Consider the following 26495-nt stretch of genomic DNA (forward strand, 5'->3'; position numbering starts at 1 on the left):
GAGTTCCCTGATGCCAAAGTGAAGGGTTAACATCCCCCAGATCTCCTGGTAGACGAGCTCGGGAGACTGAGACCGTAACACTCTTCGTGCCTCCGACTGATGGGTCTTTAGTTCATCAAAGGCCGATTCGATCTCCCAACGTTTGGAGTAGAGTGCCGCTAGTTCATGAGCCGGTGCCACCTCGGGATCGGTGATGGTGCAAAAGAGCCTGTAGAAGAGATCCGGGTCCTCCCCTTCGGTGATCTGGTACTCAATCACCCTGAGCAGAAGCGGACTCTTTCTGCCCCTGTCCTTATGGTGATAGACGTTGCCAAGGTAAGAACCATCCTCGAGTTCGGCGACCGTCTCAATTCGGTAGTTGCTCTTTGCCCGCCAGAGGAGTTGGGCACCGGTGTTGGCAGCTCGCTGCCAGAGGTCGTAGCCAAAGAACCCTCGGTCACCAAGACAGAGCATCCCAGGTGTGAGCTTATCGATGACACCTTTTGCAAGAATCTGTTCGGCAACGCTGTAGGGGCCTACATTGGCGGCAAAGATCGCATGGGTTCCACACTCTAAGAGGCCGACGATTCTCGCCTTGGCATAGGCGGCTTGACCAAGCGGAGTCGTTGGCTTTGTAAAGTGAGCGAGGTTCTCTGGGGTGTCAGCGACACTAAGGCTCGTTCCATCGATCGCAACCAGGCGTAACCCGCGGTAGAAGGCACCGGTATCGCCAGGAGCTGCCAGTGGCCTTGCAACCGCCTCATAGAGTCTCTTCATGGGCTCTGCGCCGAGGCGTAGACGAGCCTTAAAGATCGCCACCTTGGAAGGGACGTTCCAAGAAGACTGGAATTGATCCATCCACCGCAACCCCTCGCTCAAGTGACGCATGACCTCCTCGTAGGAGTCCTGGGGATAGAGCGAAAGTGCCAAGACGTAATAGATCATCACCCGTGATGGCAACAGACGTACGCGCTGTTGGACCCTGTCGGTTGCGACCAGTATCGAATCGATGAGATCTCTCCCAAAGGTGCGGGTAAGAACCCCTATGGAGAGATGATCGGTCAACCGTGAGCCCTCTGGTTGTCGTTTCCACCCGGGTCTTGGCATCGGCACCTCCCGAGACCCAGTATAGCACTGGAATGGTACTAAGTTAACGGTATTGGGCTAACAAGCCAACTCATCCACTAGCACCGATTGATCGGTAGCAGATCAGTCGGCCGCAGGAGCGACGTTGGGTAAGCCAAACCAAACGGCGGAGCCAGAAGGCCGGTCTGTAAGGACGGAGAGGTTCACACGGGTGATGCCGGCAACTCGTGCCATTGGCTACCCCTATTGCTACAACATCTGGTTCAATCGAGCGGCGTTTTGTCCAGGTTTGGGTAGCTTGCAAAATGGACCGCAGTGACCGCATTCGATTTGTCGACAGTACGGTTCCTGCGATTGTCGACACTATCGAGTGCCACCTCAATGGAGCAACGAACCAGTGTCAACGTCGAATAGATATAGGTCTGACTGTTTGAAATGTAGCGTGACTTTGTCATCTGGCTTGAGATCGGTATCTCCTACGATGCGGGCGGTTCTGCCGCCATAGATGTCATCGAGGGATTCTTCACTCTCACCTTCCCCCCAAACCCGTTTCGCATCGATATCAAAGTGTACCAACCGTTCGTAGCCCAGTTCTTCGATGAGCTTCACATCGACGACCAGCCCGGACGAGTTCGGCAGATCCTCAAGGAAGAAGTGTTCCGGACGGATTCCAAGTGTTACTCTGGTTGCACCTGAGAATCTCTTCATGGTGTCGTTTGATAGCTCGATCTTTTGCGACCCTACCAGCAACGATGCAGAGGAGTAGTCTATAACGGCTTCGAAAAGATTCATTGCTGGTGACCCTATAAAGGTCGCAACAAAGGTATTAACTGGGTTGAAGTAGAGTTCATGCGGGGTAGTGCACTGGAGTAGTTCTCCATTGCGCAGAACGGCTACTCGATCACCTAGCGTCATCGCCTCCATCTGATCGTGGGTCACATAAATCGTTGCCACTCCGAGCCTCTTTTGAATGAGCTTGACCTCAGCGCGCATCTTTACTCGCAGCTTCGCATCTAGGTTTGAGAGAGGTTCGTCCATCAGAAATATACTCGGCTCCCTTACAATTGCCCTCCCCATTGCAACACGCTGTCGTTGCCCGCCGGAGAGCTGCCGAGGCTTCTTGGTTAGAATATCGGTAATACCGAGAATATCGGATGCGTCGTGAATTCTCTGTGCAATGGTAGGTTTGGGTAAATTTTGGAGACGAAGAGCAAACCCAATGTTCTCTGCGACAGTCATATGGGGGTAGAGGGCATAGTTCTGAAACACCATAGCGATATCGCGATCTTTTGGCTCTAACGCGTTGACGACCTTACCGCCGATTCGCAGTGTGCCGGAGGTAATTTCTTCAAGGCCGGCTACCATCCGAAGCGTCGTTGTCTTGCCACAGCCCGACGGACCGACGAGGACCATAAGCTCGCCATCGGCAATGTCAAGGTTGAGGTCTTTAATTGCATGATAGCCTCCCGGATACATCTTGTTGACCTGTTCCAGAGTGATGGACGCCATGTGAATCTCCCTCTTTACCTATGACCTGCGGACGATGAAGGCACTAAACGGTTCGATAGTATTTTCGCCAGCGGATATAGATCGTTCCAATCCTCGATTGTCGATAAGTACACCACCGTCGGTGTGTCGCTGAATACTCTGGTCACTAAAATTTATGTGAACCTCCAACTTGTCGACCTTGTAACTCCACGAGAGATCATCGAGATAAAGGGTTGCGAGGTTAGAAGAAGCGATCGTGTTGCGAAGCGATAACAACCTTCGGGTGAGGTTCAAGATTGAGTGTTCATCAGCGAGCTGTGTCTCTACGCTGGTGGTGACCTGGCCAAAGGGAAGCCATGGAGTACCCCGTGTGAAGCCATGCTGCCGACTACCATTCCACGGCATCGGACGACGAGCATAATCTCTCCTGAAGCTCGCCGTCGAGGCAGAGGTCATCTCGTCCTGGAGGAAGTGGTCGTCGATAATAGAATCGCCTAGCCCGAGTTCGTCACCATAGTAGAGGATTAGCGTGCCTGGCAGTGTGGTGAGGAGTATGAGTGCACTCCGAATTCTTGTGTCATCATCTGCTGACCATCGAGTCGGGAAGCGCGAGATGTCGTGATTTGACGCAGCCCAACAGCAGTGGGCACCGTTGGTTAGTTTATCAAGCGTCTCTGTTACGAGGGGTGCTAGGCTGCGTGAGCTGAAATCGGAGAAGGTAAACGGAAAGTTCATCGCGAGGTCGAGCTCGTCGTTGTTGCCGTAGAAGCTGACCAGCGTATCGAGATCGCTGACCCATGTCTCACCTATCAACACCTTTGGCGGTTGATATGAGGCCGCTAGTTGCCGCCAATTTCGATAGAGGGCGTGCACTTCGGGACGATTTTTAGAGTAAGTTTCTGCCAATCCGAAGTGTTCAAAGTGGCGATTTTGACCTGGGTTGGCTACAGGATCATCGCGGAGCAGCTGGTCTTTGTAGATTCCATGGGCAACGTCGATCCGGAATCCATCGATCCCCAAGTCAAACCAGAATCGCAATATCTTCTGAAACTCCTCGTGAACCAGGGGGTTCCACCAATTGAGATCGGGTTGCGTTGGGAGGAAGTTATGGAGATAATATTGCTTAGAGTGAGTGTCATAGGACCAAGCGGATCCACCGGTGGCGTCTAGCCAGTTGTTCGGGGGTCCGCCAGTGATTGAAGGATCGGCCCACACGTAATAGTCGCGGTAGTGTGAGTTACGGTCAGAACGTGCCGACTTAAACCAGGGGTGCTCGGAACTCGTGTGATTGGGGACGAGGTCGAGGATTACTTTAAGCGACGCCTTAGACGCCGCTCGGATGAGTCGCTGCAGCGCGTCTATCCCGCCGTAATCGCCTGCAACTGAGTAGTAGTCACTTACGTCGTAGCCCCAGTCGTGATTTGGGCTAGGCATTATTGGTGACATCCAGATGGCGTCAACTCCAAGGCTTTCGATGTATGGCAGATGCTCGATCACCCCATCTATATCCCCATATCCATCGGCGTTTGAGTCAGCAAACGAGCGGACGTAAATTTGATAGATGGTCGCATTTCTGAGCCAAGTTGGGTGAGCAATGTTGGGCACGACTAACCTTTGACCGCACCGGAGGTAAGGCCTGAGACCACAAATCTCCTGAATACGAAGACGAGAATGCCGATCGGGACGACGGCTACCACACTTGCAGCAAAGATGGTGCCATAGGGAATCACGTTGGGTGAGCCAAAGAGCGCTATCCCCACCGGTATGGTGCGGTAGCTATTGGAGTTATCAAATGTCAACGCCATAAGGAACTCGGTCCAACATGCAGTGAAGGTAAAGATGCCGGCTGTAAAAATGCCGGGCAGCGCCTGGGGAAGGATGATCGACCAGTAGGTGCGCAGAGGCGATGCTCCGTCCACGCGAGCGCTCTCCTCCATCTCCCTGGGAATCCCTAGAAAGTAATTCCTCATTATCCAGATTGCGAACGGGAGATTGAACGCTGTGTACGGAACGATCAGCACCTCGTAGCTATCTATCCAACCAAGGTTGTGCATCAGTAGGTAGAGAGGAGAGACAACGGCGATCTCTGGAAAGAGTGAGATCATCAAGAGCACGACCATGATGGCTGTCTTGCCTCGTATCGGCAACCTTGCTAGCGCGTATCCGGCTAGCGATCCGATCGCCAGAACCAGAATGGTTGCACTGATTGCGACGATGAGGGAGTTTCTAAAATAGATGCCGAAGTCGTAGTGGACAAACGCTGACTGATAGTTCGCGATACTGAGCGGGTTTGGAAAATATTGTGGCGGACTCGCTCCAATTCCTGAATTTGTCTTAAAGCTCGAAGCTATTAGCCAATACAGTGGGAGTGCTACGAAGAGTACTACGAGCAGCACTGATGCATTGAGTAAGTTGAACCATTTCTTGAGGCCGGTTTTGGTGTGGAACTTCATTGTGCTTACGCGTCACTCACCTGAGCGCGGAAGACCTTCAAGAACAGCAGGCAGCCAATCAGCACGAGAGCGCTGGCGCTAACTGCAATCGCATTGCCGGCACCATAATTGAGATTTTGGAACATTACACGATAGCTCAACACAGCGAGCGACGTAGTTGCAGTGCCTGGTCCACCCCCAGTCAAAACAAAGGGAAGATCAAATATCCCGAAGGCCTGGAGGATCCGAAACAGAACAGCCAAGGCGATAGTCGGCCTAAGCAGGGGAAGGGTTACTCTCCAAAAGGTCGTCCATGAGCCGGCACCATCGACGGCTGCGGCCTCGAAGACTTCTTGAGGAAGCATGACGAGGCCGGCTATAACGATAATAGCGACGAAGGGCGTCGTCTTCCATATATCGGCTACCATCATCGAGATGATTGCCGATGTTGGGGTGCCAAGAAATTGAGGTTGTCCCAAACCAAGCGCCGAAAAGATGGCCTGCATTACCCCATAGGTGCCGTCAAATATATACTGCCAGAGCTCGGCGGAGATAACGGTTATCATCGACCAAGGGATCAGTAAGAGGGCCATCATCAGTCCACGACCTTTGGTAAGGCGCTCAAGCACGAGGCCAACCAGAGTGCCAAGCACAACTTCCACGGCCACCGTCACCACGGTATAAAAGACGGTGAAAAATAATGCATACCGCCATACCGAGGCGTGAAATATCTGGCTGTAGTTCGAGAATGTGAATCCAGCGAGTTGGAACCCATTGCCGGTAACCGTTACGTTGGCCAAGCTGAGAACCACCGAGAACACTATCGGAAAGATGGTAACTGCTCCGACGACGACGAGTGCCGGAGACGAGAACGCCCAACCGATGCGGGTGGTGCGTCTCCGATGATCCTTGGCACCCCTCCGTTCTCCGTGGGGCGCTGTATCGCCGATCTGATTGTTCTGTGTCATCGACTCAAAGCTCTCGCTCTCCGATCCCTTGCGTGGGCCCAGCCATTGGTACTACCGACTGGGCCCTGGCCTTGTCTAGAGACCACCACTCAGAGCTGTATTGGCCTGGGATTCGGCAGCCGCTAGCGCTGACTTGACCGATGTCGAGCCATTAAGAGCCGCATTGATGTTCGTGTAGATCGCTGTACTCAGAGCTGGGTAATTTGGAGTCCCTGCTGGTCGAGCGATCAACCGAGTTTTGGCTGCCACCTTTTCGGGTGGCGGAGCGCTGGCTTCTGCCGCGATCGACGTTCGTACGGATTGCACCGTTGGAATCTCTGAGTACTTCTTTCCGAGGATGGTCTGGGCCTGGACACTCGACATCCACTTGATGAAGGTCAGGTCAGTCGCAATGTGCTTGCTATGTGGATTGATATAGAGGTTCCAACCACCGATGGTGGAGTACCCGGGATAGCTATGTCCAGAGAAGGTAGGCAGCGGAGCTACACCAACCTTGCCGACCACCTTTGAGTCTGAAGGGGTCTGGGAGTTCGACCAGGCATAGTCCCAGTTTCGTAGGAATGCAGCGTCACCGGCGTTGAAGGTCGACATAGCCTGGGGCTCCTCCATCGTGGTGACAGCTGCCGGGCTCGCACCGCTCGTGATGAGCGAGCGCATGAAGCTGACTGTACGAATCGCCTGAGGCGAGTCGAGGTAGGCCTTTGTGTATGAAGCGTTCGTTACTTTGCCGCCGGCGGAGGTGAAGTACTCCATGAAGTCGCATGTGAGTCCCTCATAAGAGTTGCCCTGCCATACAAATCCATACTTGACGAGATGGTCATGGACCAGGGTGAGCGCCTCTTGTTTTAGCTGCTCCCAGGTTTTTGGAACAGGTAGGTGGGCTTGCGCGAGTAGGTCTTTACGGTAATACAGAAAACCTTGGTCTTCAAAGAGGGGCGAGCCGTAGATCTTTCCCTTGTACTTCGCACCCGAAACTAACCCGGGCGCGAACTTTGCCCAATAGCTTGACGGGAGGTAGTTGCTTAGAGGTACTGCAAGGCCGTGAGCTCCGAATTGAGCTGGCCAGATCACGTCACCCATGAAGACGTCGGGGGTCGATGAGCCACCCGAGATCTGCGCGACCACCTGAGACCTATTCGTGCCAGTGTTGGTTGGTGCGCTGACGAGCTTGACATGGATCTTCGGATACGCCTTCTCGAAGGCGTTAATGAGCGTTTGACGAACTCCTACCTGCGCGATTGGACTGGCCCACCAGGTGATTGTTCCTGATGTTGCCGATCCAGATGGCGATGTCGATGATGACTTAGTGGTTGACGAGCTGCCACATGCGGCGAGAATGATCGACGAACTCGCTACCACGGCTGCCAACAATCTAACTCTATTAGATTTCCTGACTCTCTTCTTTGATTCCATCTCGTTGTCATCCTTTCTGGGTTCAGTACATGCGAGTACGTCGCATACGGTCTAGGTAGTCGGTTGTAGCTGTCTGACGAGGTTCGGGACTCTGGAAGTGGAGGTGCGTTCCACAAGTTCTAAGTCCAACATGGTGTGGACTGGATGGGCGTCGGACTGGGTGAGTTGCCTGATTAGTCTTTCGGCAACGATCTCCCCACTCAGAGAGAGGGGTTGCAACACGGAGGATAGTCCAACGACCGCAGCCATCTCAAGGTTGTCGAATCCAACTACTCCGAGGTCCTCAGGCACTCGAACTCCGAGCTCATTGGCTGCGGATAGAACCCCCAGGGCGCCAGTGTCAGAAGATGCAAAGATGGCATCAGGCGGTCTGTTGCTCGTCAAGAGCTCCATAGCACACTCTTTGGCTTGTGAGGTACCATGTTCACATAATTTGATATGTCCAATTTCGAGCGAAGACCCACCTTGTCGTAGAGCACTCCTAAGTCCACACAGGCGGGCGTCTGTCGAGGTGAACTGAAACTTGCCGGAGTCAGCATCTCCGATGAAGCCGATCTGATGGTAACCGCGGGACAGAAGATGGGTGCCGACAATCTCCCCACCATGAATATTATCGACGAAGACTGAGTCCGACCCTGCCACGTCGATATCCAACCCGACGAGATTGACGTTTGCGCTTCGCAGTCCTCTCGCCTGAGCGTCGGTCACTGGGATGGAAACGACCACCAGTGCCATTGTGGAATGTCGATCTGATAGCGTGTCGATGACCTGGTCGAATTGGGCCCGGTTAAAGACGCCAAACAGTGAGGCGACTATGCCGACTCGGTTGAGTCCAGCGAGGCAAGAGTCAATCCTCGCAACTACTGATGGTCTGGTAATGTAGGGTGCGACTATCGAGACGATATCAGATCCACCCTTTGATAGCGCACGAGCGAGTCGGCTAGGCCGATAGTTGAGTTCAGCGATCGCGACCTCGACCTTCTCGCGCATGACTCGAGAAACGTGCTTCTGCTGATTTAAAACGCGCGACACGGTCCCAACTCCGACACCTGCTCGCGCCGCAACGTCCTCGATTGTCGCTCGATGTCCAAGATCCACCAGTCCCCCCGATCTGGAAGCGCTTCCAAACCCCGTCAACATGCTATCCTTCGGCTTGGCCGTTGTCAATAGCGTGACAGGCAAGGATGAATTGCGCTTACTAAGGTTCCTCTCAGAAAAGATAGCGAGTCGCAGGCGCGAGGCGAAGACCTCGTTCAAAGAATACTGGTGGACAAATGAGCCGGGAGCAGACACATATTTCTGAAGAACCCGGATAGCTTAGGAATGCCCTGGCGGATGATTCTTGAACAGGTATCAGAAAAGGTTGGGCATCGCCCACCGATGAGCTTGGATGGGAAGGTTTGAGCTCAATGAGTTGGTTGGGTGCAGATCTTTGCACTGGTTCGGCAGTACGGAAGGATCACACCAGTCAACGAACATATGTACCATATAAATACCTATGAACTTACGCGAGTGGGCACTGGAGGTATGCTGCAAAGTTGTGTACGGACCACTTCAAAAGCGTCTTCGGAACCAGTTTGGATTCGGTTGCTAGCCGGTTGACCAATCGGGTGTGATTTCTACACAAATGCCACCAACCACTGTAGTAGCCAGAGGGACATTGGGCACAGGTTTGGGGACCAGCTCAACGTTCGTGGCTAGGGTTCGACGATGAACCCAGTGCCGACGAGTTCGCTGATTGTGATGCTTTCGTCACACGAGGGGCAATGCCCACCGATCCCGACTCGTCGCATGAAGGTGTGACACTCTAAGCAGCGTTGCTCTCCAAGAGAGCGCTCTGCGCAAGAATCGCACTCATAGACGGTGATCTCCCGACGTGGTTGGGATCTTGGGACCTTGAGCGTCGGGAGAGTGCGCGAACGACGACGTCGTCGATAGGCAAGAGCCCGACAAGCATCTGAGCAGTAGGTTCTCCTCCCCGAGGGGCTGAAACTACTCCCACAGACTGGGCACGCTATCGTGACGCTATCGTGGGCCAACGGGGATTTGACTCCTGGTGGCTCCACACTCGGGTGAACTTTGTTACTCGCATTGACACTGGACATGGTGACACTCCAATTCTTAGCCAGTTGTGCATTGCTGGACATGATGTGTGCTCTGGTGCGTACTCGAGTCGCTATTGGCCAACCCGATGCTCTCGCCAGCACACCTCAACGATGTACGCGTACTTCGCCTTGAACCAGCCACCCTTGGAGGGCAGTGATCTGCGTGCAGTTTTGATGTCCGTCACCGTGCAATTATTTGGCCGCATCTATGCATCATTGCATGGCCGCTAACATCAACTTCTCATCCACGCCCATGACAGCCCTGTCTACGGCGTTCCAATGCTGTCGTCGATGCCTGGGCGATTTGATGGGGCTCTAGAACGTGGTATGGCTTGAGGTTGTCGAATGCCCGCGGGTCAATGGACGGCTGGTTGAGGATCGGAATCGTTTCGTTGTTCATGCACTCAGTCTGGATGAGCCCCTTTTTCGTCGCCAAGATCGCTATCGCACTTGGGAAGTGGTCGACATCAGGGGTCGATATACGGAGCGCAGCGCGTCTCGATGTAGTCGCTGACGGAGAGGCAAAGGGGTAAAGGAGATCTATAACCAGTCAGCCCAAGGAGTGGCGTGACATGTTCAAGTGTGGAATCCTTGATCTGGTTGGTTCTTATCGGTTGAGTCTTTCTGGATCCGTCACCCAGGTCGCCAATCCATTTAAGCGTTGTTCCATCGCCGGTGCGGCGGGAGCTTTGCTGATTTGTTCTCGTGGTTGGCGCTGATTGTCATCGTAGGAATGCGAGGTAACGATCGATGATAGTTTCCCACTTCGAGTTCGCCTCTGCGTAGGCCCGGCCACGTTGACCGAGTGAACGTGCTAGTTCAGGGTCGCCTCCGAAAAGTTCGATCGCGCCGAGCAACTCGGATGCACTCCTAAAGGCAACACCCGCCCCAGATCGTTCAATCTGCTCTAGCAGTACCTGATTGAATCCGTTGACGATGAGCGGCACTCCTGCGCCCATGGCCTCGAGTGCGACGAGCGAGAAGGATTCATAGCGTGAGGCTATGACGACTGCGCGAGCATTCTTGAGCAGCATATTGCGATCGCTATCTGCAATCTCCCCAAGCAGTTCTACACCTTTAGGGACCTGGGGTTCCTCAATGATTGGGCCAGCCATAATGAGGTTCATCGAAGGTTTGGTGTGTCTATAGAGTTCGGTCAGTATGTTGCTGCCCTTGTCGGCTTGGACACGTCCTAATGCTAGGAGGTAAGCGTCGCTGGCGTGTATTGACGAACTGGTCTGCGCCACCCCGGATGCGAGTTGTTCGCCTAGACCAAGTGGGAGTACCAACTGTCTCGAGGTACCTATCTGGAAGAGACGATTCAAGAGTTCCTGTTCTGCTTTCGTCTGGAAGACGATCCTGCGTGCAAGCGGCACTGCGTCTGAGTAGATGGAGCTTGAAAGAATAGCTTCAGGATGGGCGGCAGGGTGTAAGACCGATCGCCGAGGATTCCAGATGAGGGCTTGAAGATTCGGCCAATAGAGGAGAGGATAGCTCACGACCCGATCCGGGTTGAGTCTGTCGAGGAGTTCAGCGAAGCCACTGAGCACCGGACCCTGATCGAGGAGAAACTGGTCCGCGGTGCCACGGTCATAGAAGCGCCCGGTGGCGAGCGCCTTTGCGTAGCTGGCTGAGAAGTGGGGTAGACGCGGGTGTAGCGGCGGCAGGCGGTGGACGATCACACCATCCTCCAGCGAGGTAGTGGCTGGGATTGTATCGTCCCACTCAAGTGTAGTTGATGTCGATGTGATCACCTCAACCTTATGGCCTTTGAGGGCGATCCGAGTTGCATAGGAACGTACTGCAGCTTCAGCACCGCCGACTATTGCTTGTCCGTAACGTGGCGTGACGAAGGCGATGTGCATCAACCGACCTCGACGCCGGTGAGTTGGCGAATGGCGGCCGATAGACGTCGCCAAACAGCGTCATTCTCGAAGAGTTGCACTCTTTGGTGGCCGAGTTCGAGCAGTTGAGTTCTCAACGGTTCCGTACTCGCAAGCTGGGCGGCGGTGGCGATAGCCAGTGGGTCGTGTTTCGGGACGATAAAACCGGCTTTTCCCACGGTCTCTGGAACCGCCGAGGAGTCGACGGCAACCACTGGGAGCCCAAGCGACATCGCCTCAAGGAGGGGTGCGCCAAAGCCTTCGTGGAGGGATGCGGAGACGAAGAGACGGGCGGCGCGATAGTGATCGGCAAGAAACCTGGCCCGGAGACCGCCGGTCAGAAAGTGGACCCGATGACCGATCTCAAGGTCGGAGGCGAGCTGACGGAGCCAAAGTAGGTAGTCGCGGTGAAAAGGGCGGCCAATGAGTGTCAACGAGCTATCCTCGCCGGTCAATCTTCGATAGAGGGCAAGGGCGCTCAACAGCTCTTCTTGCGCCTTGTTTGGAACCAACCTACCTACAAATAACCAGTCCTGAGGGGACCCACGGTGTTCCCAACTCGCGCGTAGTCGCAGAAGACGGTCGGTTGTCGGTTCCTTGATGAGCTCGTCGTAGTGGGCGAAGAGGCCGACAGTCGCGACGGCTGAGGCACCATAGCTGCTGAGCTCTGCGGCGTTGAATTCGGAGACCGAGAGACAGCCGATCGCCTGATGAACGAGGCGCGCAAGTTGTTGTCTTGCACGTCGCTGGGCGATCGCGGTGTCCGGATCCCATGCGGCAAAGTACTCCTCGGGTGTGATGTTGTGGTAATAGAGCAGTGTTTGTCCTTGCCCAAGTATGGAGGGTGCAAGTGAGGAGAAGTTTGCATAATGATAGATGAGGACATCGTCAGGTTGAAGTTCCATATCCTGGACCGGTGTAGCCGAGTCGGCGACTGAGCGCTGCATATCCTCGACGAAGATGCGAGTCTCTGGATAGAGGGCACTGAGGCGTAGTTGTAGTTCGCGTGCACAGTTCCCAACGGCGTCATGGGGCAGGAGCACTGGGACAAACTGATGGACGGTCATGGCCGGCCGATCATCTGTTCAAAGAGGGTTTGATAGCGAAGCTTGAGTGTCTCTGGTTCGAAGATCCGAAGCTGCGCTCGACCACGTTCGATTAGCTCAGTTCTCAGTATTGTGTCCTGCTCGAGCAGGTGTGCAGCCGTAGCAAAGGCGAGTGGATCCTCTTCATCTAGCAACCAGCCGGCATTGCCGACGGTCTCACCGATCGCAGAGGTGGCCAGTGCCAGCACGGGAATACCAAAGGCAAAGGCCTCAATGAAGGGGAAGCCAAAACCTTCGTGAAGCGAGGCGCAGGTGAAGATACTCGCGTGTTGGTATTCGTTGGCGAGCGCCGTTGGACTTAGGCCTGAGAGCAGACGGACGCTATCATCTAGAGCATGAGCGGCGATCTTTGCCTTTATCGCACGCAAGTAGCTGTCAGATGCGGTTGAACCCACCAGCGTGAGCGTAGCCCTAGGGTCGAAGAGCGCGCGGTAGAGGGCAAAGGCCTCTATCAGCCAGAGTTGATGCTTGTTGGGGAAGACTCGTCCTACAAACAGCCAGTTCGAAGAGGGTGTTGAGATGTGGGTCATCGGCTGTGGAAGCTCGAGCAGTGGTGGGGCTACAAGCGGATGGAGAAAGCCAAGTCCGAACAGGTCAATTGCGTTGTAGCGTGAGACCGTGAACGCCAACTGCGTGGTGCGAGCCAGCCCACCGATCTCGCGCCTGGCCTGCCACAGTATCCGTGCAATCGTTGGTTCGAACGGTTTGGCCAGTTCATGCGGGGTGACATTGTGGTAGTTGAGCAGCACGCGAGGTCGATCACGGAGCCAGTCGGCTATGCGTGAATTCGTGCTCGCCTGATAGAGGTACCAAGCTCCTCTTGGAGGTCTACGACGGAGGTTGTGAAAGGGTTGGGCGATCTCTGCCAACGAAGCATCGAATTCATCGGCGTAGATAGCGGTCTCGTAACCTAACTCGCGAAGCAGACTATCGAGTCGGCGAGCATGGGTCCCGATGGCATCGTAGGTCGAAAAAGAGGGAATGAGCTGCAAGATTGCAGTCAACGTTGGAGCCTTGTGACGGCGGTATCGACGTCGATGGTCTCCGTGCTAGAGCTGAAGCCAGCCTCGTCGGCTAGTATCGCCCATGCGGCTACGCTGATCGGCTCCCCACGAATGGCTGCCGTCGCGCTGAGCTCGGGAGACGAAGCCAACGCTGATGGTTCGTGGTGGATCAGAACGGCGACGCCATCTGCTGCTAGTACTCGCCTAGTCTCGGCGAGCACCCCACGTTTGAACCAAACTGGAGAGCACTCCAGTTCTGTTCCGCGCAGAACTAGTGCCCCGAGGGCGCCGTCGGCACAGTGCTCTAGGTGCCATAGCAGCGAGCTATTGCGTACATCGAGGCCTTCCTTCGCGCTACGATCCGCGAGGTCGGAGTCCTCGATCTGCCCGTAGACGAGGTCTGGGAGTAGAGCTGTTAACTCGGCTAAGAGACGATCGCCACCAGCATCAGTGACCAGTATTGGTTGCTCATTTTGACGATCCAGCAGCTGAGCGCGTACCGCCTGCTCGGCGAGTATGTTCGCTGGAAACTGACCGGACGTGTGACCTAGTGAGACCTGGGGCGCAATCTTCGCAAGCCGCAGCTCCTGCTCGGAGAGTCTTAGTTCGAGAGCGTTTAGGAGGCCGACGGTTTCGAAGGTGAAGTTGTTGACCTGCTGGGTGACGTAGGTGAGGTACCAACCTACACCAGCCTTGATGGCTCGCTTGACATAGGTCACGCCTGGTCTCTTCGAGTCTGTAGGCACAGCTGTATCGATGTAGGAGGTCGCCTCTACGTTGAAGAGTCGATCCTTGGTGGAGTCGAAGCGCAGTCGTGGTTTGAGCTCGTTGACTGCCTGGGTCATCTTCGCCTCTAGTGACGGTGGGATGACCCCACTGCGACGTAACTTGACGACCTCACGCTCGAGACGCCCTCTGAGCTCCGATGTCTGTGGTTCCAATCCGACCTCCAGTAGTACTAGTTCGCTAGATCTTAGTTGTCGATTGAGTTAAGGAACGAGAGCTGAGCTAGTCGGGTTTGCACGAGGTAATCAAGTAGGCGACAAAGTGGTTACTACTGCTTATTCGCTGGCCTCTGCTAGTGTGGAGTAGGATCGACGCTACCTGGACTCGGTGCGACTGCGGAGCCTGGGGTCAAGTTAGGGGCTGAGGGTTCCGATGACTGAGAACATGAGTACGATGGCTGCCGCGAGCAGATCGCAGTGGTGCGGCTGATGCGTCGAGGACTCCACTCCAAGCGGAGAACGTTCGCGCTTCCGTCTGGGCGAACTAGCGCGATGCTGGCCGCAGGCGCGTTGCTTGGTGTTGCGCCTGGGGCGATGCTATTTCCCGCTACCGGTTTTGCATCGACTGCTTCGCTGACATTCACCGGCTATGGGGTCGGCTCGGGCAATGGGGCGAGCCAATTCGGTGAGGCTGGCTATGCCAGTCGAGGCCAGCTCACCTACGCGCAGATACTTGCTCACTTCTACGGCGGCACCAGTTTGACCAATATCAGTGATCGACTGATTACGGTGTGGCTAACCGCTGGTACGGGACAACCGGCGACCGTGTTTGACAATCAGGGTCTGGTGGTCAATAATATCACGATTGCGGCGAATACTCCGATAAGGGTGACCGATGCCAATGGCCAGATCACGGTCGACGAAGGGGTCGGAGGATCGGGATGTACGGCTCCAAGCTCGTGGAGTCCGCTCACGACTGCAGCGGGTTCGCTTACGATCTCGCCAGTGAGCATACAGCCGTTGGGATCGATGGTGAATGAGTCACTGAATCAAGCGCTGCAATGGTGTAAGCCGGGAGGCTCGGTCGAGGCGGTCCGTGGAAACCTTGGGGTGACTGCGAACGCACAGGGCCAACAGGTCTTAACCAATGAGCTTGGGTTAGAGTCCTATGTTCGTGGTGTGATTGGGAATGAGATGCCAGCGGTGTGGGGCACACTCGGGAGCCCTGGACCCCAAGGGCAGGCGTGGGGTTTCCAGGCGCTTGAGGCTCAGGCCATTGAGGCGCGGAGCTATGCACTAGCCGTCGGGAACTCTTATAACTTCGCACAGATTTGCGACTCCGATTACTGCCAGGTATACGCTGGGTTCAACAGTGGCCAAAACAGCCAAAGCCAAGCCCTCATTGATGCAGCGCAGACGAACACAGCCGGACAGATCCTGGAGCAGTCCTCAGGAGCCCCCGCCTACACCCAGTACTCTGCATCTGATGGCGGCTATACCGCAGGTGGGGACTTCCCTGCGGTGCCGGACCCATACGATGCAGGTTGTTATGCCTCTATCTGTAACCCGTGGGATCCATGGACCCAGACCGTTGGACTCTCGACGTTGCAGCAGGCGTTTTCGCAGTTGGGCACGGTGCAGGGACTTAACATTCTTCAGCGTTCGGGCAACGGTACAGATGGTGGCCGTGTTCTCTCGATCCAGGTGGTTGGGTCGAGCGGATCATCGACGGTCTCGGGAGCCGAGTTTGCCTCCATCATGGGTCTCAATTCGGATTGGTTCAGTGTCAGCGGGCCAATAGCGATCACAAACGATGGCGGTGGATCATCACCTACCCCGCCGTCATCTCCATCCACCTCTTCGGGGATCATCGTCGCCTCTAAGGACGGTGGCACCGCCGCCGAAGATGGCGCCACCAACCTTGGCAGCACCTACACCTACGGCATCACCGGACTCTCTGGAACCCGTCCTCTGAACGCCCCCATCGTCGGAGTGGCATCAACTCCTGGCGGCAAGGGCTACTGGCTTGCCGCCGCCGATGGAGGAGTCTTTGACTTTGGCAATGCCCACTTCTATGGCAGCACCTATACCTACGGCATCACCGGACTCTCTGGAACCCATCCTTTGAACGCCCCCATCGTCGGCATCGCCTCCACCGTGGATGGCAAGGGCTACTGGCTCGTCGCTGCCGATGGAGGAGTCTTCGACTTTGGAGACGCCACCTACCAAGGGTCGGCGTACTCAAAGGGCTTTACTGGCCTCACTGGCCCCCACCCACTTGCGGCTCCGGTTGTCGGCATCGCCTCTACCCCTCATGGTAACGGCTACTGGTTGCTTGAGTCGAACGGAACCGTACTCTCCTTTGGAGCGCAGCGCGCTTCTATGGGGAGATTAGCCAGGCTACCGGGACTAAGTTCGTGGGTATTGTCTCGTCACCCACCGGCAATGGTTACGTCTTGTTAGCCGCAGATGGGGCTACGTACGGGTTTGGTGACGCACCTTCGGCCGGCTCTGTGAAGGTGAACCAGAATGCGGTGGCGATCATTCCTGCCCCTAACGGCAGCGGATACAGTATCATACTCTCAAATGGCCAGGTGATTGGCTTCAATGGTGGTCCGAGTTCGTCCGCGCTTGGATCCAATACCACTGGTCATGGTGCTCCGATCGTCGGAGGGACGGCTGTCAGCTGACGTGTGCTGCAGTTATATCTGAGTGCTTGGTCGTATTGGTCAAAAGCCAAAGAGAATCTTAGCGCTCTCTATAAAAAGGTAGCGTGGTGGGTGCATCCGTCAGTAACGAATCTGGCGAGCTATGGCGCGGGGTAGATGGCGATAGATCGCCATGATAGCTCGCATGGAGCGGGGGCTCCAAACGATTGTGGCACCACTGCTGATACCTCGGATGATATCGCTTGCGACACGTTCGGCTGTTGTCGCCAGCGGAGGTGTAGCCAGCGAGCGCGTCATCGCTGTTGAGACGAAGCCGGGGCGGATTACCATCACCGATACCTTGGGATGGACGCGGTCAGCAAGACCGAGCGCGAAGCCATCGAGCCCCGCCTTGGCGGCTCCATAGAGGTAGTTTGATCTTCGTACACGTTCGCCTGCCACTGAGGACAACACGATCATGAGTCCGTATCCCTGTTCCTCTAATCTTTCTGCACATCGCGTGAGTGCCATCGCAGGCCCAGAGAAGTTAACCGTGAGGGTATGAGCTACGGACTCCGGGTCTCGCTCATCCATTTCTTGGGCTCCGAGCCACCCGGCGGCCATGATCACGCAGTCGATGACCTCGAGCCGCTTTAGCGCCTGTGCGACGGCCATGTCGACCGTTTGGAGTTCGGATAGATCGAGCGCGAGGGTAACAACTGTTAGCTTAGGAAAGGCCGCCAGCAGCTGCTCTCTAGTGCGTTTCAGCGTCTCGGCGTGTGGCCCCATGAGGATCACAGAGCGAAGACTAACTCCGGCGAGCCGCATTAGGAGGGCTCGAGCGATCTCAGATCCTCCTCCGAGGACGAGGACGTGTTCAAGCGGTCGGCGGCCAACAGAGGTGGTCACAATAGAGTTCCATCGACTCTCGGATCACTGCAAGGGCGCAGTCGTGAGTTAGACGTAGTGGTCGATCTCAAACCCTCCGGGCGACGCATAATGCGTGCGAGTAGGGGGGAGTGGTCGATGACCCAAGCTACGGTTACCGGCGCGATCTGGGAGAGTACTATCCCGATCACTATCAGATAGCTGACTCGCAGATCGGTTGGGTGATCGAACACGATGGGGATGATCGCGAGAGCTAAAATTGGCGGACTCTCTAGGTTGAGTTTACTGACGACCAGAAGGGCGATCAAGACGGTGATCACCACGACCAGATCTACGTTCAGGTTGAGATAGAGAAGGATGCTCAGCTCAATGCTGGCCAGGAGCACCAACGCGGTCAGGCTGAGTCGACGGATACTACGTGGTTCGGAGGTGTTCGCGTTCTCGACGCTAGCGACGAAGAGGGGAGGTAGGACTGCGAGTGGTGATCGTGCGAGCCAGAGGGCGAGAATCATCAACCCGAGCGAACACGCGATGATAACTGTCGTACGCAGGGTCACGACTACCTTTGGCCCTGGGCCGAGGCCGGAGCGTTCGACGACGAGAACATAGAGCGTAGGAAGTCCCATGAAACAAACGACAGCGACGACGTAGAGTGGAGAGGTCAGGTGGAGATAGACCGGAAGCAGGCCAGCCGAGAGTGCTGGATAGGCGGGAACACGAAAGAATAGAACGGCAGCGAGAATGCTCGATAAGGTGACGATGATTTGGGCGGTCAGACCTATAGGTAGGTAGCGTGCGACCTCTACGCCGAGAAATGCGGCACCACAGATCAGCAAGTAGAAGGGGAGTGGACCCTTCCTCCATGCGCTGATCCGAAAGAAGAGGAGCCCGGTCGAGACGGCGCCCACCTCAGGGACCAGCATTACTGCCTGGTTGAATATGGTTGCGATCGCTATCATGAGGGCGACGGCAACCAGTACCAGCAGACCACGAAACCAATGCGATCTCTGCCACTCGATCATGATGACCGCTGACTCCTATCAATAGGCCATCCGTTGGGGATCCTGATCGGCTCGCCATCGTGTTCACGACGATAGTCATTCAGATTGCGTAGCCATTTGAGGTGTTCGCGCTCCTGGAGTTGTATCAACCGCGATCCATCCATCTCGGCGATACGTGGGTAGGCGGCAAGTTGACGACGAGCAATCTCGACGGTGGCTCGTGCATCTCCAAGGGCGTTATGGGCATCGGTGAGTTCTACTCCGTAGAATTCACACAATGCATCGAGCTGACGTGATCCGCGGCGTGGAGCGCTAAAGACGCGATCGATGACGTAGATATCGAGTACCGGACCACGCCATCCGACGTCATAGAGACCGCGGCCGAAGTGCAGTCGAAGTTGGGCATCGATGATGCTGAGATCGAAGGAGATATTCATGCCCACCAGCAACCAGCCCTGGCGCCCCGCCTTGACTAGATCGTTGCCTATACGCTTGAGGGCCTCAGGCAAGGGTTGACCGTCGCGAGCGGCCTGCTCATCGGTGATCCCGTGTTTGGCGGTCGCCTCGGGGGCGATCGGTCTGGTAGGGGCTACCAAGCCGTAGTCATCACGTGTCTCGGTGTTGTCACACCAGGTGAGCGCGTAGGACACCGGTTCATCATCGGCCAAGGAGAGGCCGGTGGTCTCCAGATCGAAACCTAGCAGATGGGTGGTGTCGAGCATGGCATCCTATCTTGTACAAGGCACGGTTCGCGCGCCAGACGTCTGTGGTCAGTTGTGGTCAATTCTCTCGAACTGTGCTGTGAAGTGGCGGAGTGAAGCTGGTTCTTTGGTGATCCTATAGCCAACAAGCCTTTCTGCCACACTGAGAACCTCGGCACAGACTTCAATGACGTAGTCGATATGACTCTGGGTGTAGGTACGCCGTGGGATCGCGAGTCGAACGAGTTCTAACGAACTTGGATGCTCGCTCCCATCGGGCGCTCGTCCGAACATGACGGTGCCAATCTCACATCCGCGAACACCTCCGAGTTCGTAGAGCGCTACAGCGAGTGCTTGTCCCGGGTACTCGAGTGCCGGAATCTGTGGGAGTAATCGACGCGCATCTAGGTAGATGGCGTGACCACCACTCGGCCTCACCACCGGAAAGCCCATCTCGTCCAAGGCACCACCCAGGTAGGCGGTCGACGAAATCCGATAGTGGAGATAGTCGTGGGAGACGGCTTCATGAAGGCCCTGTGCGATGGCTTCGAGATCTCGCCCGGCGAGGCCACCGTAGGTTGGGAAGCCCTCGGTTAGAATTAGCATAGTTCTAGCTCGCTCGGCGAGCGCCTCATCATTGGTGGCCAGCCAGCCTCCGATGTTGGCCATCGGATCCTTCTTGGCGCTCATCGTCATCCCATCGGCGTAAGAGTACATCTCGCGGACGATGTCGACCACCGATTTTGTCGCATAACCCGGTTCGCGAAGGTGAATGAACCATGCGTTCTCGGCAAACCGACAGGAGTCAAGGTAGAGCGGAACTCCGTATGAATGACACAGATTGCTGGTAGCGCGGATGTTCTCCATAGAGACAGGCTGGCCACCACCGGAGTTGTTGGTGATCGTTAGGATGACGGCTGGAACATCCTGTGATCGCTTCTGGAGGAGCTGGTGCAGGGCATTTAGATCGATGTTACCTTTGAAGGGTGCCTCGAGCTGGGGGTCCAGTCCCTCTGGACAGAGGAGATCAACCGCTTCAGCACCGGTATATTCGACGTTCGCTCGCGTTGTATCGAAGTGGGTGTTGGCGGGCACGACTTTGCCTGGCCCGCCAAGAACCGAGAAGAGGATCCGTTCGGCAGCGCGTCCTTGGTGAGTTGGGATGATATGACGAAAACTAAAGAGATCGCGGATCGCTGTTTCGAAGATCTCCCATGACGGGGAACCGGCATAAGACTCATCACCATGTTGAATCGCTGCCCACTGGTCGCGGCTCATTGCTCCGGTGCCGGAGTCGGTCAGCAGGTCTATCATGACGTGGCGAGCCGGCAGTTGAAACAGGTTGTAGTGAGCCTCTCGAATCGCATGTTGGCGCTCGGCTATCGTTGTCATCGGAATTGGCTCAACCGAATGGATGCGAAACGGTTCGATAATCGTCTGGTAGGTCATGACAGCGATTCTAGGTCAGTCACCGGCCACTTGCTAAACATAGTCATCCTTTGTCCAATGCTCTGATGGCACAGGCGTAGTCGGTTGTTCACATAGGCGACGGAGTCATATGCCCTAGCTAGGAGCCAATCGGGTGCAAGATTTGGTACGCTTCGTGTCAGCATCGGTTCGTTCGGAAGGCTCGATGGTGTCGATCCGCAACGGCAGCGGGTGTCTGGGCGAACTGCACTCTCGTACTGCTTCATAGGTCGCGATGACTGTCGGTAGATGAGGGTGAAGTACCAGCAACCAACGATGCTCGTACGCTCAAGTTGAGCGCTGTAGCTGGTTTGGTTCTCAAGATGTAGTCTCGCACGTTGCCGCTAGCTTCTGGCCGTAGGCTAGGGGATATGGCTCCCAAGGTACGTCGTCTCTATCGCTCCTTCTCGATGATGTTGGGACTGGTGCTCCGGAACTCTATGCGTCGGCTCCGGGTTCGTCTGACCTCTACCTCACGACGAGGTATCGCTCTTGAGAAGGCGAGAGCCGCCACGGCTGCAGATGTTCGAGAGCGTTTTGCGAATACGCGTGGGCTTATGACCAAGCTGGCGCAGATGGCAGGGTATCTTGACGCCGAGGTAGACCCTAGCCTCCGCGCAGCGCTTGCAAGCTTTCAACACGACGCTCCTACCATGGAGTTCGTCTTGGCCGAGGAGACGATTCTCGCCGAGATACCGGAGTTCTATCGCTTGGTCAAGGAGATCGATCCGGTCCCGATTGCCAGCGCCTCCATCGGCCAGGTGCATCACGGGCGGCTCCATACTGGCGGGGAGGTGGCGATCAAGGTACAGTTTCCTGACGCGGCGGAGCTGATCGGCGCCGACCTTGCGAACGCTGGACTCATAACTAGCGTCCTCAAGCTGCTGTTCCCATCGATGAGCACTAAGGATATGGCCCAGGAGCTGGTGCTTCGTCTGGCCGAGGAGTTGGACTACACCAAGGAGGCCGAGCGCACAGAGCGCTTTGGAGAGTACTATCAGGGACACCCCTACATAGTCGTTCCCCGGGTCCATTTTTCACTTTCAAGTCCTCATGTGCTAACCACCCAGTTTCTGCATGGCCGACGCTTTAGCGAGATCCTTGACGAACCTCAGCACGTGCGTGACGACTACGGAGAGATACTCTTTCGCTTCGTCTTTCGGAGTCTGTACAGGCTCAGGCTCTTCAACGGAGATCCACACCCCGGCAATTATCTGTTCCTAGAAGGTGGTCGCATCGGTTTTCTCGACTTTGGCTTTACCAAAGAGTTCGACGCCGGCGAGATTGCGATCTTTGAGTCGATGATCCAGGCGATGGTGCTCGATCGAGATGCTACCCGATTTGCCAAGATCGTTTATGAGGCGGGACTGGTGACGGCCGATGATCTCGATCCTGGGGCCGTCGCCGACTTCTTTCGCGACTTCTATGACATCGTTCACGAAGATGGGCCGTTCACGGTGACCAGTGCATACGCGAGCTCCCTATTGCGTCACACCTTCGACCACACCCATCCAGTCGCCAAGCACTTGAACGTTCCACGTTCGTTCGTGGTGTTACAGCGCATCAACCTCGGACTCTACGCGTTGCTGGGTTACTTAGATGCCACCGCAAATTGGCGTGCTATAGCCAGCGAGATCTGGCCATTTGTGGATGCGCCCCCAAGCACCCCGATCGGACGGGAGGAGCAGCGCTGGTTGCAAGGACGTTAATAAAGGGGTGATGGTATACCTAGCAGAAAACCTCAATATATTGAGTAGGAAAACTTGAGTGGCAATGACTCAGAAAAGCTTGTATACTTAGGAATAGATGCTGGGCGTCCAGCATTAGTATCTATAGGTAGCGATGACTGCCGGAGATAAAGGAGGTTGATTATGGTAATGCGAGTCGATCCCTATCGGGAGTTTGATCGAATGGTTCAGTCGCTGGTTCAGCGAGATGCTCGGGCGGTGATGCCGGTGGATGCCTATCGGATTGATGATAGCTATGTAGTGCAGTTCGATTTGCCAGGAATCGATTCAGAGGGGCTGGAGGTCACCGTCGAGCGGAACGTATTGACCGTTCGTGCGCAGCGTGACATCCATCATGAGGATCGTGAGCAGATGGTGGTGGCTGAGCGATTTAGTGGCTCCTTGGAGCGATCCATCTATCTTGGCTCAGACCTCGATCCTCAGGGCGTGATGGCCGAGTACGTCGACGGGGTGCTCACGGTCAAGATCCCTGTCCATGAGGCGGCCAAGCCGCGACGAATTGCGGTTAACCATCAGTCCGCGAAGACTGCAATCGCGAGTTGATAGTGTGAACTCCGGCCCGCTCATTGCGGGCCGGAGGAATGTTTGGTCGAGCCTCGCTGCTGTAATTGGCATTGGGACTCACGAAAGGCATGAGATGCGGATTGGACTGACTGGAAGTCATGGACTCATAGGTTCGGCCCTCGCGGTGGCCCTAGGTCAACAGGGTCATGAGGTGTTGTCGATACCAAGAGGAAAGTCCACGGCCAAAGGTGGGCCTGATCTCGTAGAAGATCGTGCTTCGAGTCCTCTCTTTTTTGACCCAGATGGTGGGCCGAGCAGCCTCGATGCGCTAGAGGGCATTGACGCGGTGATCCACCTTGCGGGCGAACCGATTGGCGATCACCGTTGGGACGCGCGTGTGCGATCAAGTATCTACTCATCAAGGGTGTATGGAACCCGTTCGCTCATAGCAGCGCTCGCTGCCCTCAAGAGCCCCCCGGCTACCGTGCTTGTCGCATCGGCCTCCGGGATCTACGGCGATCGAGGATCCGAGGAGCTTACCGAGGAGTCGACGCAAGGAGCCGGTTTTCTCGCTAAGGTCGTGACAGATTGGGAGGCGGAGTCACGAACTGGAGAAGGGTTTGCGAATCGGCTGGTGTTGCTGCGTACCGGGGTGGTGCTCGATGCCAGCGGTGGACTGCTTGGACGGTTGTTGCCGCTCTTCCGTCTCGGCCTCGGTGGTCGCCTCGCCTCCGGCGAGCAGTACATGAGTTGGATCACGCTAGCTGACGAGGTTCGTGCGATTCAATACTGCCTCGAAAACCCAGCTATAAGTGGGCCCGTCAATCTCGTCGCGCCCAACCCAGTCACTAATCGCGAGTTCACCAAGGATCTCGCCGTAGCCGTCGGTCGGCCCGCAGTATTCGCGGTTCCAAGAACCGCGTTGGAGCTCGTGCTAGGTAAAGAGATGGCACGAGAACTCGCACTTGTTTCACAACGTATCGTTCCTAATGTGCTGCAATCAGCGGGATTCACCTTTGGGACACCAACCCTTGATGTAGCTCTGGCCGAGTTGCTGGCGAGATCTAGTCATTAGTGGTGTCGAGCAGGCTCCGCATCGTCGAGGCCAGAGTCGTCTCGCCGATCTGATCCAGTGAGGCTATAACCGCCTTCCGGTCCTCTAGCGGTTTGTTTTGTGATAGCTTACGAATGCCGCGGAGCTCCCTGACCCTCAAGTTAAAACCGACAATCGCCTTCAATTGGGCCGAGATGTAGTCGTCGGGACTTTGATCAGGACTCCAACCAGTGGGTGCTGGGGGCTCGAACTTGGCAGTGAGGGTGGTAACAAGTGTTAAAAGATCGTTGGCATCATCAAAGAACTCAAGTTCTCCCACCGCCTCGACTCGCGAGTAGTTCCAGGTGGGGACGTGGTGTTGGTTGTCCGCACTGGTACGGTACCATCTTGGCGAGACGTAGCTATGTTCAGCCCGAAAGACCGCGAGCGCTTCGAGGTCCAAACGTGATTGTCGCCACTGTGGGTTGGTTCGGGTGAGGTGCCCTTGTACCATGACGTCATCGCCATCGACTGTAATCAGCAGGGGGATCGCTGTGGTCAGGGGTCCATTGGCTCCAACCGTGACCAGGTCGCCAAACGGGTTCTCCTTGGCTATAGCGATGAGGGTGGGGATATCGTCGGTATAAAAGAGCTTCGCAGGTGACATGTTCTCACCCTAGCCGATACTTGACTATCGGTAAATCCGTCTGCGCTTGTTTGAGGTGAAGATGCATTCTGGGTGATCGCACCAGCGCCGCCTAGGATGATTTCATGGCTCTCAGTCGGTCTATTCATCTTGAGCGAGTGAATCAGAATTCATCGGCATCGGTGCGAATTGTGACCGTGCATGGAGCCATGGATCGCGGCGGGTCGTTTCGTGCGCTAGCAAAATACCTCTCTCCGCTGGAGGTGGTGATCTGGGATCGAGCCGGCTACGCTCACTCGCTCGATGTCGCTCCAGCAAACGTCGAGAATCATCTCGCGGATCTGAGCGAGATCCTAGATGAGAAGCCGGCTGTAGTTTTCGGCCATTCACTTGGCGGGACCTACGCATTGTGGCTAGCGTCGTTGGGTCACCCCAACCTGCTTGGGGTATCGACATTTGAGTCTCCGTTGCCAGGAGGTGGCTGGTGGGGGGAGGACTGGGATGTTGATCCACACGAGGCGGCGGCTGGGCACGTCCCACGTGAACGCGCCGGAGACTTAGCGGAGGCGTTCCTGCGGCGAATGATCTCCGATCCGGTGTGGGAGCGTCTCCCTGAACGCACGAAAGCTCTGCGGCGAACGGAAGGGCGAGCTTTTCTACGTGAACTTGGACAGCTGGTCGACGGCAGGATCAGCTTCGATCCAAGTGAGATCACGGTCGACGTGGTGGCGGGTATATCTTCACGGCCCTCGCACCACCATCGTTTTGGCTTGATCAAGCTAGTCGAGTCGATCGATGTGACCAGTTACTGCGTCCCGCATTCACGTCACGGTGCCCACCTAACTAACCCCCAAGCGCTGGCTGAGGTCGTGGTGCAGCAGTTTGCAAAGGTGACTCAGGCTTAGCTGCTAGCACAGTCGAGCCGCTCCGAAATACATATACATTTATATGCACCTCTTTTGTCTTCGCTCTCCAGCACGGTCATTTGCAAAGTAGGGGTGGGATTCCAAGTAGATCAAGGGTAATGTCGGGTTGACGGGCAAGCTGGCGGGTTGCCGCTGCGATGTTGACCCTTAGGGGCGCGGCATAACGTATGATTCCGATAGCTAGATTGCGTAGTGTTGCAAGGATGCGAGGAAGTGTTCCGGTACGGACTTGTGAGCGGTCCTCGTCAAAGGTGTTGTCGCGGACCCAATGGAGGCTTTCGATCGACCAGTGGTCTCTCACGAGTCGAAGGAGATGCTCAGGGTCTGCGTCGTCTGCGGTAAGGTCTGTGACGTAGTAACGGGTCTCGATGCTGGTGCGAACGTCATTGAGGGTGGATGACTCGCGTTCGACGATGATGTAGAGATTCGCATGAGGAAACTCTGTCGAAGCAGGAACCGGGGCACTCCAGACCCGATGACGGTCGATGCGGCCATGACCGCGTGTGCATGTCTCGTACTCTGGGTGATCGCGATCGATCTCATCGCCTACGATGACTGCAGCATTGTGCAACCGTGGCTGATTACCCTTGACACCGAAGATGTAGTGAGCCTTCTTGGATTCGACGATGAAGCTAGCAGCCTTTCTCTGGGCATGCAGTGCATCAGCGGTGATGACCGTGCCGACGATCTCGAGAGGTTCGAGCAATGGAGCAAAGGCGAGAATCTCGTTCGTCTTATCGTTTC

The 26495-nt window shown here is 55.7% G+C and carries 24 protein-coding genes; 7 read left to right on the forward strand and 17 right to left on the reverse strand.

Going from position 1 to position 26495, the window contains the following annotated elements; translation table 11 throughout:
* The 7 genes from FEAC_RS12790 to FEAC_RS12820 all read right to left on the reverse strand — a co-directional run.
* Nucleotides 1–1086, reverse strand: a 1086-nt coding sequence (locus FEAC_RS12790; protein WP_052566401.1) for an IS4 family transposase, incomplete at its 3' end; no start/stop codon positions are given.
* 357 nt (nucleotides 1087–1443) lie between these two features.
* A complete protein-coding gene (locus FEAC_RS12795; protein ID WP_035391661.1) occupies nucleotides 1444–2574 on the reverse strand; it encodes an ABC transporter ATP-binding protein in 1131 nt (376 codons plus the stop codon).
* Nucleotides 2575–2592: 18 nt separating this feature from the next.
* A complete protein-coding gene (locus tag FEAC_RS12800; protein ID WP_052566402.1) occupies nucleotides 2593–4158 on the reverse strand; it encodes an alpha-amylase family glycosyl hydrolase in 1566 nt (521 codons plus the stop codon).
* 2 nt (nucleotides 4159–4160) lie between these two features.
* Entirely contained in the window at nucleotides 4161–5006 is an 846-nt protein-coding gene (locus FEAC_RS12805; protein ID WP_035391659.1) for a carbohydrate ABC transporter permease, read from the reverse strand.
* Nucleotides 5007–5011: 5 nt separating this feature from the next.
* Nucleotides 5012–5953: a carbohydrate ABC transporter permease gene (locus tag FEAC_RS12810; RefSeq protein WP_081901259.1), complete on the reverse strand. Its 942-nt coding sequence runs from the start codon at nucleotides 5951–5953 to the stop codon at nucleotides 5012–5014.
* A 75-nt stretch (nucleotides 5954–6028) separates the two neighbouring features.
* Nucleotides 6029–7366, reverse strand: coding sequence for an ABC transporter substrate-binding protein (locus tag FEAC_RS12815; RefSeq protein ID WP_035391657.1), 1338 nt, complete (start codon nucleotides 7364–7366; stop codon nucleotides 6029–6031).
* Nucleotides 7367–7417: 51 nt separating this feature from the next.
* Nucleotides 7418–8503: a LacI family DNA-binding transcriptional regulator gene (locus FEAC_RS12820; RefSeq protein ID WP_160290408.1), complete on the reverse strand. Its 1086-nt coding sequence runs from the start codon at nucleotides 8501–8503 to the stop codon at nucleotides 7418–7420.
* Between the two features lie 1339 nt (nucleotides 8504–9842).
* Here FEAC_RS12820 and FEAC_RS15690 point away from each other — a divergent pair.
* Entirely contained in the window at nucleotides 9843–10004 is a 162-nt protein-coding gene (locus FEAC_RS15690; protein ID WP_160290409.1) for a hypothetical protein, read from the forward strand.
* 189 nt (nucleotides 10005–10193) lie between these two features.
* Here the strand turns inward: FEAC_RS15690 and FEAC_RS12825 are convergent, their stop codons facing one another.
* From FEAC_RS12825 to FEAC_RS12840, 4 genes are read right to left on the reverse strand one after another with little or no spacing between them, the layout of a single operon-like run.
* Nucleotides 10194–11336 carry a glycosyltransferase family 4 protein gene (locus FEAC_RS12825; protein ID WP_035391654.1) on the reverse strand — a complete coding sequence of 381 codons (1143 nt, stop codon included), beginning with the start codon at nucleotides 11334–11336 and terminating at the stop codon, nucleotides 10194–10196.
* A complete protein-coding gene (locus FEAC_RS12830; RefSeq protein ID WP_035391651.1) occupies nucleotides 11336–12421 on the reverse strand; it encodes a glycosyltransferase in 1086 nt (361 codons plus the stop codon). The genes FEAC_RS12825 and FEAC_RS12830 overlap by 1 nt, the downstream gene beginning before the upstream one ends.
* Nucleotides 12418–13464 (reverse strand): glycosyltransferase, encoded by a 1047-nt coding sequence (locus FEAC_RS12835; protein WP_035391649.1) that lies wholly within the window; start codon nucleotides 13462–13464, stop codon nucleotides 12418–12420. The genes FEAC_RS12830 and FEAC_RS12835 overlap by 4 nt, the downstream gene beginning before the upstream one ends.
* Nucleotides 13461–14405, reverse strand: coding sequence for a hypothetical protein (locus FEAC_RS12840; protein ID WP_035391648.1), 945 nt, complete (start codon nucleotides 14403–14405; stop codon nucleotides 13461–13463). The genes FEAC_RS12835 and FEAC_RS12840 overlap by 4 nt, the downstream gene beginning before the upstream one ends.
* A 273-nt stretch (nucleotides 14406–14678) precedes the next feature.
* On the opposite strand from FEAC_RS12840, the gene FEAC_RS12845 reads away from it, so the two are divergent.
* Together FEAC_RS12845 and FEAC_RS12850 are read left to right on the forward strand one after the other, a co-directional pair.
* Nucleotides 14679–16652, forward strand: coding sequence for a SpoIID/LytB domain-containing protein (locus tag FEAC_RS12845; RefSeq protein ID WP_052566404.1), 1974 nt, complete (start codon nucleotides 14679–14681; stop codon nucleotides 16650–16652).
* Complete coding sequence (locus tag FEAC_RS12850) at nucleotides 16646–16879, forward strand: hypothetical protein (protein ID WP_052566405.1); 234 nt, start codon at nucleotides 16646–16648, stop codon at nucleotides 16877–16879. Before FEAC_RS12845 ends, FEAC_RS12850 begins: the two co-directional genes overlap by 7 nt.
* A gap of 99 nt (nucleotides 16880–16978) precedes the next feature.
* Here the strand turns inward: FEAC_RS12850 and FEAC_RS12855 are convergent, their stop codons facing one another.
* The 4 genes from FEAC_RS12855 to FEAC_RS12870 are packed head-to-tail and all read right to left on the reverse strand — an operon-like array spanning nucleotide 16979 to nucleotide 20876.
* The gene (locus FEAC_RS12855) at nucleotides 16979–17746 is read right to left on the reverse strand and encodes an SDR family NAD(P)-dependent oxidoreductase (RefSeq protein WP_035391891.1); all 768 of its coding nucleotides are present in this window, start codon (nucleotides 17744–17746) and stop codon (nucleotides 16979–16981) included.
* Nucleotides 17743–18747 (reverse strand): hypothetical protein, encoded by a 1005-nt coding sequence (locus FEAC_RS12860; protein WP_035391893.1) that lies wholly within the window; start codon nucleotides 18745–18747, stop codon nucleotides 17743–17745. The genes FEAC_RS12855 and FEAC_RS12860 overlap by 4 nt, the downstream gene beginning before the upstream one ends.
* On the reverse strand, nucleotides 18744–19448 hold the full coding sequence (locus FEAC_RS12865; protein ID WP_052566406.1) for an exonuclease domain-containing protein: 705 nt from the start codon (nucleotides 19446–19448) through the stop codon (nucleotides 18744–18746). Before FEAC_RS12865 ends, FEAC_RS12860 begins: the two co-directional genes overlap by 4 nt.
* Before the next feature lie 48 nt (nucleotides 19449–19496).
* Nucleotides 19497–20876 (reverse strand): tryptophanase, encoded by a 1380-nt coding sequence (locus tag FEAC_RS12870; RefSeq protein WP_035391895.1) that lies wholly within the window; start codon nucleotides 20874–20876, stop codon nucleotides 19497–19499.
* Between the two features lie 389 nt (nucleotides 20877–21265).
* Here FEAC_RS12870 and FEAC_RS12875 point away from each other — a divergent pair, with 389 nt between their 5' ends.
* From FEAC_RS12875 to FEAC_RS12885, 3 genes are all read left to right on the forward strand, one after another.
* A complete protein-coding gene (locus FEAC_RS12875) occupies nucleotides 21266–22603 on the forward strand; it encodes an ABC1 kinase family protein (protein ID WP_035391899.1) in 1338 nt (445 codons plus the stop codon).
* Nucleotides 22604–22765: 162 nt separating this feature from the next.
* The gene (locus tag FEAC_RS12880; RefSeq protein WP_035391901.1) at nucleotides 22766–23185 is read left to right on the forward strand and encodes an Hsp20/alpha crystallin family protein; all 420 of its coding nucleotides are present in this window, start codon (nucleotides 22766–22768) and stop codon (nucleotides 23183–23185) included.
* A gap of 94 nt (nucleotides 23186–23279) precedes the next feature.
* Nucleotides 23280–24221, forward strand: coding sequence for a TIGR01777 family oxidoreductase (locus FEAC_RS12885; RefSeq protein WP_052566407.1), 942 nt, complete (start codon nucleotides 23280–23282; stop codon nucleotides 24219–24221).
* Here FEAC_RS12885 and FEAC_RS12890 read toward each other — a convergent pair.
* Nucleotides 24211–24846 carry an FMN-binding negative transcriptional regulator gene (locus FEAC_RS12890; RefSeq protein WP_052566408.1) on the reverse strand — a complete coding sequence of 212 codons (636 nt, stop codon included), beginning with the start codon at nucleotides 24844–24846 and terminating at the stop codon, nucleotides 24211–24213. The genes FEAC_RS12885 and FEAC_RS12890 overlap by 11 nt on opposite strands.
* A gap of 104 nt (nucleotides 24847–24950) precedes the next feature.
* Between FEAC_RS12890 and FEAC_RS12895 the strand changes: the two genes are divergently transcribed.
* Nucleotides 24951–25730 (forward strand): alpha/beta fold hydrolase, encoded by a 780-nt coding sequence (locus tag FEAC_RS12895; protein WP_035391903.1) that lies wholly within the window; start codon nucleotides 24951–24953, stop codon nucleotides 25728–25730.
* 76 nt (nucleotides 25731–25806) lie between these two features.
* Here the strand turns inward: FEAC_RS12895 and FEAC_RS12900 are convergent.
* Nucleotides 25807–26495, reverse strand: a 689-nt coding sequence (locus FEAC_RS12900; RefSeq protein WP_052566411.1) for an ISAs1 family transposase, incomplete at its 5' end; no start/stop codon positions are given.

The organism is Ferrimicrobium acidiphilum DSM 19497 (assembly GCF_000949255.1).
Classification (GTDB): Bacteria; Actinomycetota; Acidimicrobiia; order Acidimicrobiales; family Acidimicrobiaceae; genus Ferrimicrobium; species Ferrimicrobium acidiphilum.

What these genes read in the sequence shown, in the direction of transcription:
- FEAC_RS12795 (WP_035391661.1), bottom strand. Translation starts at nt 2,574, where the DNA reads ATGGCGTCCATCACTCTGGAACAGGTCAACAAGATGTATCCGGGAGGC.
- FEAC_RS12805 (WP_035391659.1), bottom strand. Translation starts at nt 5,006, where the DNA reads ATGAAGTTCCACACCAAAACCGGCCTCAAGAAATGGTTCAACTTACTC.
- FEAC_RS12810 (WP_081901259.1), bottom strand. Translation starts at nt 5,953, where the DNA reads ATGACACAGAACAATCAGATCGGCGATACAGCGCCCCACGGAGAACGG.
- FEAC_RS12815 (WP_035391657.1), bottom strand. Translation starts at nt 7,366, where the DNA reads ATGGAATCAAAGAAGAGAGTCAGGAAATCTAATAGAGTTAGATTGTTG.
- FEAC_RS12825 (WP_035391654.1), bottom strand. Translation starts at nt 11,336, where the DNA reads ATGCACATCGCCTTCGTCACGCCACGTTACGGACAAGCAATAGTCGGC.
- FEAC_RS12830 (WP_035391651.1), bottom strand. Translation starts at nt 12,421, where the DNA reads ATGACCGTCCATCAGTTTGTCCCAGTGCTCCTGCCCCATGACGCCGTT.
- FEAC_RS12845 (WP_052566404.1), top strand. Translation starts at nt 14,679, where the DNA reads ATGCGTCGAGGACTCCACTCCAAGCGGAGAACGTTCGCGCTTCCGTCT.
- FEAC_RS12860 (WP_035391893.1), bottom strand. Translation starts at nt 18,747, where the DNA reads ATGATCGAGTGGCAGAGATCGCATTGGTTTCGTGGTCTGCTGGTACTG.
- FEAC_RS12865 (WP_052566406.1), bottom strand. Translation starts at nt 19,448, where the DNA reads ATGCTCGACACCACCCATCTGCTAGGTTTCGATCTGGAGACCACCGGC.
- FEAC_RS12870 (WP_035391895.1), bottom strand. Translation starts at nt 20,876, where the DNA reads ATGACCTACCAGACGATTATCGAACCGTTTCGCATCCATTCGGTTGAG.
- FEAC_RS12875 (WP_035391899.1), top strand. Translation starts at nt 21,266, where the DNA reads ATGGCTCCCAAGGTACGTCGTCTCTATCGCTCCTTCTCGATGATGTTG.
- FEAC_RS12880 (WP_035391901.1), top strand. Translation starts at nt 22,766, where the DNA reads ATGGTAATGCGAGTCGATCCCTATCGGGAGTTTGATCGAATGGTTCAG.
- FEAC_RS12885 (WP_052566407.1), top strand. Translation starts at nt 23,280, where the DNA reads ATGCGGATTGGACTGACTGGAAGTCATGGACTCATAGGTTCGGCCCTC.
- FEAC_RS12890 (WP_052566408.1), bottom strand. Translation starts at nt 24,846, where the DNA reads ATGTCACCTGCGAAGCTCTTTTATACCGACGATATCCCCACCCTCATC.
- FEAC_RS12895 (WP_035391903.1), top strand. Translation starts at nt 24,951, where the DNA reads ATGGCTCTCAGTCGGTCTATTCATCTTGAGCGAGTGAATCAGAATTCA.